We start from the raw sequence: 8547 nt of genomic DNA, 5'->3' as shown, positions 1-8547 counted from the left end.
CGGTTAAAGCAAGAATGCATAGGGCAACACAATGCCCCGCACGCCCACAGCCACCAAGGCGAGGACGGGCTAAACAAAGAAAACCGGGCACAAAATATCGAAATTCTTCAAAAGTTGTAGGGCAGATAAGATGTGTATTTCACAGTTGCCATACCTCGAGTTTCAGCTTTCATGCTGGGATACTACTGCTCGAACTTAAGTCTGAGCGTTTCGTTAAAGTGGACTAAAAAAAGCGATTAAATCCAGAAATTAACAGTTCATACGTTTATGATTGGCTTTTTGGATAGCCATGACAGCCAGAATTGCCATTGACGGCAAAACGCTACGCCGTTCATTTGATCGACGTAAAGGGCAATCACCGCTTCATGTTGTCAGCGCTTTTTCAACAGGCAGCGGCGTGACATAGGTGCCAAGAGCGGAGAAACAACTGTTCTAGCAGAGCTTTTAGAAGGTTTGGAGTTGCAGGGGAGCCTACTATCGCTGGACGCACTCCACTGTAACAGGACAACAGTGGAGATCATTCTGGCCCAAGGAGCAGACTACCTGCTTGCCTTGAAAGGCCATCAGAAAAAGGCGTATCGCCAAGTTCAGGGCTATTGTAAACAAAATGCGTTTGATGTGCTTGCAAATATGTGTGCTATAGTCGACGCCTTTGATGTAATGCGTGGACGGGTAATTCCCCCATTCATGGAGGAGTTGTTTTGTAGAGTTACGCCGCCAGTTTTAGGATTGTGGCAGGTGTTATGCCGCTCCCTTGACAGAAACGACGGCCATATTTGGCCGCTCATTGTTGTAAGTCCAGAGGCAATTTGTGGCTTCTGTTTGCGCCTGTTCAATACTTTCAAAGCACCTTTGGTCCAGTCATTCCTACCTCACTGTTCAGTTATAGCGTTCCACTTAGGCATTTTGAGCCGGCTTTCTTAGTTGGATGAGCAGGATTTGATTACCTTGCGTTTTGCCAAAAAACAGCAAATGCACTGGTCGAAATCGGACGCACACTTCCTGCCGCAAACCCGTACGCGGGCGCTCGACAGAACACTCAGACATAAGTTCGAGCAGTAGTATCCCAGCATGAAAGCTGAAACGCGAGGCACGGCAACTGACAAAAACGCAGCTTAACTGTCCCACACTTTTGGGTAGTCTCCAATATCCTCAATTTTCCGCGTTTTCTTTTAAAACCACCGGTATGAAAAAGACCGCATAAAACGCGAAGGAGAGTGCAAAAAGTACCCATGAAAGGCCAATAAGGTCATAACTCTCTATCCATATGGGTAAAATGGCGCGGCAAATGACGGACAGCAGCAAACAGCCTATTGCCGCTTTCAGCGCGAAGTGCAGGCGTAATTCACGCCCAGAATGGCGCAGACCGGCAATTATCATCACCATGAGTGTGGCCAAGCATAAAGAGCCAATGAAAATAACGTGTTCACCTGCAATCACGGTTATGGTGTCTACCAACTCTAAATAGCCGGCACCTTGAAAAGCAAAACCAGCTGCCATAAACCAATAAACACAATAGAGGGCCTTGGAAAAAGGGCTTGCCAAAGCATAGCGCAATTGCCAATCCTGCAAAATGCCGAGAACCGCAAAAGCTGCAGCAAATGCGAGCCAGCCTTGCAGAGCTTCCGAGCCGCCCAGTATGCGCGCACTAATGTACAGGACAATGGCAAGCATGGCAAAACGGCGTAAGGGTGGGCGTGCAAGAAAAGTGATTTCGGCGTCTTTTCTACTTAGTGCATCGTTGACAATAACGGTAGAGACTGGTGCTAAAGCCGTAAGCACCATAATCGATAAAGCCGCTTCGGCCAAAATCATGGCATTTTCAAAGGTTTCAAGCCATATGAGCTCATAGGCCGCATAGGCTTGCGCCGCACATAAAAGAGCAATGGGCCACACCAAATGGCGCATTCTCACCTGCCAAAGCCGCCCCCCCATCTTCCATAGAACCAACAGTAGAAACGAAAGATGCAACACAAGGACAATGGACAATGGCACGATAGCGATCAACCAGAAAGCAACGCGCCCCAACAACCACAAGATAGCAAGTGACAACAGCTCGATGCCGGCAACTCTAGGGGTCTTGGACCATTCCGGTGCAGCCGTGGTGATGAAGCCGGCCATTGCGGCGGTTAAAAAGCCAAAGAACATTTCATAGCGGTGAAATAAGAAGGCATCTTGCCCAAAGGGAAGCTCAAAAACCCCAGAAAGTGCCCCACCCCAAACCATGATAGAAAACACACCATACAGCGCTGTGAGTGGGAAAAACACCCGAAACCCTTCGCTAAAGAGCGGTTGAGCGCGACAATAGTTTGCAAGACTATTAATAACTGCAATTTTGCTCATTGGAGTTGCTGCCAATTCTCCAACTCAAATAGTTGGTGCATCATGGGATCGCTCATAAAGTCATCTTCCATCGCGCTTACGGCTTGCCGGTCTCGTTTTTCTCTTGGAATATCGGGCTGGTAAACTTTAACTATTCGACCCGGCTCTGGTGCCATCACCAAAATGCGATCGCTTAACGCCAACGCCTCGCTAATATCATGGGTAATCAAAAGCATTGTAGTAAGCTGGCTATCAACCTCACTAAGCAGCAAACGGTAGAGCGCCCGGCGGCGGCCAATGTCCAATGCACTAAAGGGCTCATCTAAAAACAACAGCTCAGGCGCAAGTGCCAAGGCTCGCCCTAGGGCCGCCCGCTGCTTCATTCCGCCAGAAAGCTCATGGGGAAGCTTGGAATAGTCGTCACTGTTAAAGCCAAGTTTTTGTGCAATATCGAGGCTACGTGTTTGTCTTTTTCGGGGCGATAGACCCTTTACGCCTTTCAAACCAAAGCCGATATTGGCCAGCAAATCTTTCCAGGGGAGCAATCGGGGTTCTTGAAATAACACCGCCTTTGTGGAGGCATGGCAAACAACTGCGCCTGATGTGGCTTCTATCAAATCAGCGGCAACGCGCAGCAATGTAGACTTGCCGCAACCCGATGGCCCGATAAGGCTGACAATTTCACCACGTTGAACAGCAAACTGGCACGCAGCGAGTGTTTGCTTTAGTGGGTGGTAGCGGTGCTCTGCAACATCAACCCGAAGAAGTGGTGTGTTATGCGGCATGTTTCCATCCTTCCACTTTATCTTTAATCGGGTTGAGGACAAGGCCTTCGATTAAAAGCAGCAGGCCTACTATTATTGCAATCCACGCCATGGTGGCTTCACTATCAATATTAACTCTTGCCTCAGAAAGCCCGGCACCAATGCCAACGCTGCTGGAGAGTAGTTCGGCCATCACCACCACTTTCCAGCTCACCCCAAAGGCCGTGGCCCATGCAGGAAACAAGTAGGCAACTATTTGCGGGAGTTGCACATGCCAAAAGCTGGTAAGCCAACCGATGCGGTAGCTCTTTGCCATTTCGTCCAGATCCACATCGCGCATGCGTACGCCTTGCAAGGTACCTGCGAAAATGATAGGCGCGGTCGCAATGAATACGGTAAAAATAGGCGTGCCATCGCGAGCACCAAACCACAACATGGCCAATACGATCCACGCAATAGGCGGAACACCCAGGCTAACGGTAATAACGGGGCGACACAACAACGATAAAGTGTTTGACCACCCGGCACATAAGCCGAGGGCAATGCCGGCAAATGAGGCCAGTAAAAAACCAACTACCGCGCGCTTTAGTGTTGCGAGTGTATAGGCATAGCCCGCGTTATCGCCTAAAAAAATGATAGCCCTGTTAAAGGCAGCCAGTGGTTCGGGCAATATAAGTGTGCCAAAAAGCTCGAAGCCAATTTGCCACAGAGCGATAAGCATACAAACAACAGATAGTGTACGCCAACCAGCCCAAAGGCGACCCTGTAATTCTATTAGTTTTTTCAGTTCCATTCACACCAGCAGGAACGGAGCACCTGTCGCACCCCGTTCAACCTTCAAAACCTATTAATAGTAAAACGCGGTATCTGGCAGCTTACCACCAATTATTGCCGGATTATCCTCGGCCAGAATGGTATAAAACTGTTCAATCTCTTCACGAACTGTCGAAGCACGCGTTGCTGTTAAATTGCTGTTTGGCAGTGACTTCATAATAATCGGCGCAGGTAGCTTTAAGTGTGCGCTGGCGATTTTGGCAGCTTCTTGAGGGTTTTGCGCAATTGCATCCACGCTGGTTTCACAGGCATTCTGGAATGCTTCAACCACATCTGCATGTTGGTTCACGAGGTCATTATGCACCATCATGCCTGCCATCGGGAAGCGAGCAGGTCCACCAGTTACCGCAGCCCACTGATCGGAGAGACTAAAGGCTTTATAGATTTTTTTGCCTAGCTTTTTGGATTTTACCAAAGCACCGGTAACCGCAGGCTCTGAAAGTACACAGTGTTGAATACGGCCCGTCAATAACAGCTGCAATGCTTCAAAGGGGGTGCTGACATATTGCACCTTATAATCTTTATCCTTGGTGAGGCCCTTTTCTTTCATAATGCGAGTGAACACCAAGTCCGGCATGTCGTTTTTAAAGAACATGCCAATAGTTTGTCCCGCCAAATCTTCTGGGCGTTTAACCTTTTCATCATAGCTGAGTACATTGAGCATGCCCCATGTCATGATATTCAATAGTTTCACAGGCAAACCTTTATTGGCAAGATTAGCGGCCACATATGAGGGCGTACCGGCAAGCTGCCACTCACCAGATAAAAAGCCGGCCCGTAAAGAATCCGGTGATTTGTAAGTCGCAAAATCAACCTTGCCGACTGCATTGGACATCAATTGTTTTTGCGCAATATAGGAAAGAATGGCAGATGGCCCAGCAGGAGGCCCATAAAGCTTGAGCTGTGCCAGTTTTTCACTGGCAAAGACATTTGTGCTGCCCAAAAGGCCGTAGGTTGCAGTAAATGCTGCTGAATGGGTTAAAAAGCTGCGCCGTGTATGCATTTGGTTTTCCCGTAATATGGAGAGCGGAATCATTGCAAATGATTTGCATTTGTATCTGAAACAATTTTTAGACGAGAAGCTTGTCCTAGATCAATAAGCTGACAAAAATATTCACCTTTAAATTTGGGCAGGCCTAAGTATAGAGTTTCCGACATCTGCTGGATGGACTGGCTTAAAAAAAGTGGAGGGACTTTGTCTCACTTTTTCTATGCTGCCTCTCGAACGTAATTGGCGATTGGTAGTCTAACGCCGAATGATGCTGGGTTGGATTGTAGAAGCCCTCGATGTAAAGGCCAAGTGCCTTTTCCGCTTGTCTACGTGTTTGAAAGGCAGCTCGCCACAACATTTCAACAGGTGGTCGTGAACTGGGGCTCCACCATGGAGTTATCGAAGCAGTTTCCTTTTCCACTCATAGAAGGGGTAATTTTGTGCCTCGATAAGAGCCGTTGATAAGTATCAGAACAATACTGGCTCCCCCTCACTGAGTGATGTATGAGCCCGTCAAGTGAAGTTCGTGTCGCCAGAGCTCGCTTAAATGCCGTTGCCACTAGGTCGGTCTTCATCCGCTTAGCTGCCGCAAAGCCAACAATACGCCTTGAGAACAAGTCTACGACGATTGCCAAATACAACCAGCCTTTTGTCGTCTATAGCTAATTGATATAAGCACCCCATTTCTGGTTGGGACCGGTGCAAGTGAAATCCTGTTCCAGCAGATTGTGGGCGAAAGGCTTTTTATGATGACTGTCCGAATTGACCTAATCGTTTCTTCGTAGCGCCCATTTACCACCCTGTGTATTTTGGCTTATGAAATTTATGTTTGTCAGATTCGGTCCACCGAAAACCAAGTTTTGATCTGGGTAGAGACAATAGTATTTGCCGCATGTTTGGTGTCTAGCATTACCGTTTTTTTGATTAGTTTATTAAGGGATAATTAGAATAAATGCTTGGTCGGGATGTAAGTTGGGACGATATTCGCATATTTTTGGAGTACTTGCGCAGTGGCTCGGTCTCCCATGCTGCCAAAGCGCTGAAAATCAGCTCGCCTACCGTTAGTCGACGTATAAATGCACTGCAAGAGGCATTGGGTTTTCCACTGTTGAACCGCTCAGCCCAAGGTCTGGAATTGGCTGAAAGTGCGCGCACGCTTGTCGAGATTTGGCAGGATGCTGAGAAATTGCTGATAAATGCGCCTAAACTTGCAAGCAGGATGCAATCTCACGAGATAGAGTTGAGGTTTTCAACGACGCCCGCACTTGCAAGTGCGCTTATTTTTCCTAACATACATAAATACTTTGAACGCTGGCCAAACATAAAGTTCGACATCGATACTTCCTTTAGATTGATTGATATAGGAGCTGGGCAGGGCGATATTGCGTTGCGTTTTGTTGAACCAGAACGTGGTGCGGTCATTCGCCAACGGGTTGGAACGATTACCTTCAATGTATTTTGTTCGGAAGCAATCTTGCCGGATGGGATCGGCTCGATCTCGGATTGGCAAGGCTTGTGTCAGACTGGGGTCAGAGCGATAACATGGGTGCCTGAGGCGTGCGTGAGTATGCCACAAAAGAAGTTGCAGGACGTACTTGGTTCGAACCGTACCGGAATAGCAATTTCCGAATACTCCGGATTGATAGATGCGATCAGAAATGGGCTAGGTGCCGGGATCTTACCAGATATCGTGGGTCGCCGGCTCACTGGTGTGCGTGCAATGATGACCCCAGGTGTTGTGGGAGAAACGCCACTTTGGTTGGTTACAGCTGATAGATTATCAGGGTATCGCCACGTTTCAGAGTTCCGTGTATTTATACGTGAAGCAATCCAGCGGGAAACTGCTGCTATTGCCAAAATGCAAGATGCCGCGGACTAGCGGCACCTTGCTTGTAAAAATCAGGCAGTCTTAAGCGACTTGCCTGTGGTGTAGCGATCTCCCGAAATTGCGTCGGGGGAAAAAGCTTCGGAAAGACGACGGATTTGGTCAACTGTTAGGCTGCGATCCACTGCCGCCACATTCTGCTCGAGATGCGCAATTTTACGCGCCCCTGGAATTGGAATGATATCGCCACCTTGAGCCAATAGCCAGCACAGCATGACTTGAGGAACAGACATTTCTGCCTCCAACGCAACTGCATCGAGTAGGTTAAAAAGAGCCGCGTTGGCATCAAAACTTGTTTTCGAGAAGCGAGGTAAAGTCCGGCGAAAATCATCAGCATCCAGTTTTGGTGGCTGGCCCGCTTGTCGCAACATACCGCGTCCAAGAGGTGAGTAGCAAACTAGAGTTGCCCCAGTGCGCCGGATATATGGAAGCAACTCACTCTCGACTGACCTGCTCCCCAAGTTCCCTCCATGTTTTAAGAGGATCCTTGTTTTCTATTTAAGCCTCATGCTGCCATTTTTTCCAGTCGGTTTTGCCGCGCAAATTCGGCTGGGGTTAGGTTGTCCAAAGACGAATGCGGTCTTTGGGTGTTATAGTCGTATTGCCAGCGCTTGATTGCGGTTCTGGCCTCATCCAGTGATGAAAATAGGGTTTCGTTTAAGCACTCATCGCGAAAGCTGCCGTTAAAGCTCTCAATAAAGGCGTTTTGCATAGGCTTTCCCGGAGCAATGTAATGCCAGTTAACCTTTGTGTCCTGGCAGAATCTGAGCACCGCAGAACTGGTCATCTCGGTACCATTATCCGAAACTATGGTTGTTGGCATACCGCGCTGTGCGATCACAGCTTTGACCTCGCGCACAAGGCGAGCGCCCGATATGGAGGTATCGGGAACAAGCGCTAGGCATTCGCGGCTATAATCATCAACCACCGCTAGAATTCTAAACCGCCGACCATCGGTGAACGCATCACTCACAAAGTCCAGGCTCCAGCGCTCATTGGCTCTCGAAGGCACGATCATTGGCCTGCGGGTTCCAAGTGCGCGTTTGCGGCCACCACGCTTGCGTACTTGCAATCCTGCCTCGCGATATAAACGACGCAGCTTTTTCAGGTTCATATTGAGCCCTTGGCGCTTTAAAAGGATATGGATCCTGCGATACCCAAAACGCCGCCGCTCATGGGCGACTTGCTTCATGGCTTCGCGCAAAGGTTTATCGTCTGGACGCACGCTTTTGTAACGCATGCTGGATCGATCAACCTGCAACACGGAACAGGCCCGCCGCTCGCTCACACCAAAGCTCTGACATAAAAAGGCAACTGCTTGGCAGGCAGCAGCGGGCCCTACCACTTTTTTGCATTCACATCTCGCAGCATAGCGTTATCCAGCATGGCTTCGGCAAGCAGCTTCTTAAGCTTGGTATTCTCGTCCTCTAAAGCCTTAAGTTTACACGCGTCGGACACATCCATGCCGCCATACTTCGCATTCGCTGCTGACCTTGAACCAATGGCGGTCTAGCAGCTCATTAATTGTAGAATGATGCTTTACTGACCCCGTGTAGGCGACAAACCTCTGCCGTCGGCACGCCACTTTCTTGTTCCTTGATCATTCCGATGATCTGTTCTTCCGTAAAACGTGAACGCTTCATATCCAACCTCAATGTTATGATGTGCTCCCTGAAAAGTCCCTCGATTTGAGTTAGAATTTTCTGTGACGAATTTCCTGGCTGGGAAGGAGCAGAATATGAAAGCATCGA

7 protein-coding genes and 2 pseudogenes are annotated in these 8547 nt (G+C 48.7%); 1 reads left to right on the top strand and 8 read right to left on the bottom strand.

Annotation, left to right across the window (positions count from 1 at the left end; genetic code table 11):
- Positions 1 to 709: 709 nt before the first annotated feature.
- The 6 genes and pseudogenes from AYK67_RS17625 to AYK67_RS17800 all read right to left on the bottom strand — a co-directional run.
- Positions 710 to 861: pseudogene (locus AYK67_RS17625) on the bottom strand (IS3 family transposase); the annotation flags it as partial.
- A gap of 291 nt (positions 862 to 1152) precedes the next feature.
- Positions 1153 to 2343, bottom strand: a complete 1191-nt coding sequence (locus tag AYK67_RS14660) for an NnrS family protein (protein ID WP_068088446.1) — start codon at positions 2341 to 2343, stop codon at positions 1153 to 1155.
- Positions 2340 to 3107, bottom strand: a complete 768-nt coding sequence (locus AYK67_RS14655) for an ABC transporter ATP-binding protein (RefSeq protein WP_068088443.1) — start codon at positions 3105 to 3107, stop codon at positions 2340 to 2342. Before AYK67_RS14655 ends, AYK67_RS14660 begins: the two co-directional genes overlap by 4 nt.
- Positions 3097 to 3879, bottom strand: coding sequence for an ABC transporter permease (locus tag AYK67_RS14650; RefSeq protein WP_068088440.1), 783 nt, complete (start codon positions 3877 to 3879; stop codon positions 3097 to 3099). Before AYK67_RS14650 ends, AYK67_RS14655 begins: the two co-directional genes overlap by 11 nt.
- Positions 3880 to 3933: 54 nt before the next feature.
- Positions 3934 to 4923: an ABC transporter substrate-binding protein gene (locus tag AYK67_RS14645; protein WP_068088452.1), complete on the bottom strand. Its 990-nt coding sequence runs from the start codon at positions 4921 to 4923 to the stop codon at positions 3934 to 3936.
- 347 nt (positions 4924 to 5270) lie between these two features.
- Positions 5271 to 5528 (bottom strand): DDE-type integrase/transposase/recombinase, encoded by a 258-nt coding sequence (locus AYK67_RS17800; protein ID WP_420800608.1) that lies wholly within the window; start codon positions 5526 to 5528, stop codon positions 5271 to 5273.
- Positions 5529 to 5863: 335 nt separating this feature from the next.
- Between AYK67_RS17800 and AYK67_RS14640 the strand changes: the two genes are divergently transcribed.
- The gene (locus tag AYK67_RS14640; RefSeq protein ID WP_068088437.1) at positions 5864 to 6790 is read left to right on the top strand and encodes a LysR family transcriptional regulator; all 927 of its coding nucleotides are present in this window, start codon (positions 5864 to 5866) and stop codon (positions 6788 to 6790) included.
- A gap of 20 nt (positions 6791 to 6810) precedes the next feature.
- On the opposite strand, the gene AYK67_RS14635 is transcribed toward AYK67_RS14640, so the two are convergent.
- Both AYK67_RS14635 and AYK67_RS14630 read right to left on the bottom strand, forming a co-directional pair.
- Positions 6811 to 7257: an aldo/keto reductase gene (locus AYK67_RS14635; protein ID WP_206597546.1), complete on the bottom strand. Its 447-nt coding sequence runs from the start codon at positions 7255 to 7257 to the stop codon at positions 6811 to 6813.
- A 77-nt stretch (positions 7258 to 7334) separates the two neighbouring features.
- Positions 7335 to 8439, bottom strand: a pseudogene (locus AYK67_RS14630) (IS3 family transposase); the annotation flags it as partial.
- Positions 8440 to 8547: the final 108 nt, after the last annotated feature.

It is taken from the genome of Polycladidibacter stylochi (assembly GCF_001562055.1).
Classification (GTDB): Bacteria; Pseudomonadota; Alphaproteobacteria; order Rhizobiales; family Stappiaceae; genus Pseudovibrio; species Pseudovibrio stylochi.
The sequence above is the reverse complement of the archived record's forward strand: the minus strand, read 5'-3'. Positions and strand labels throughout refer to the sequence as shown.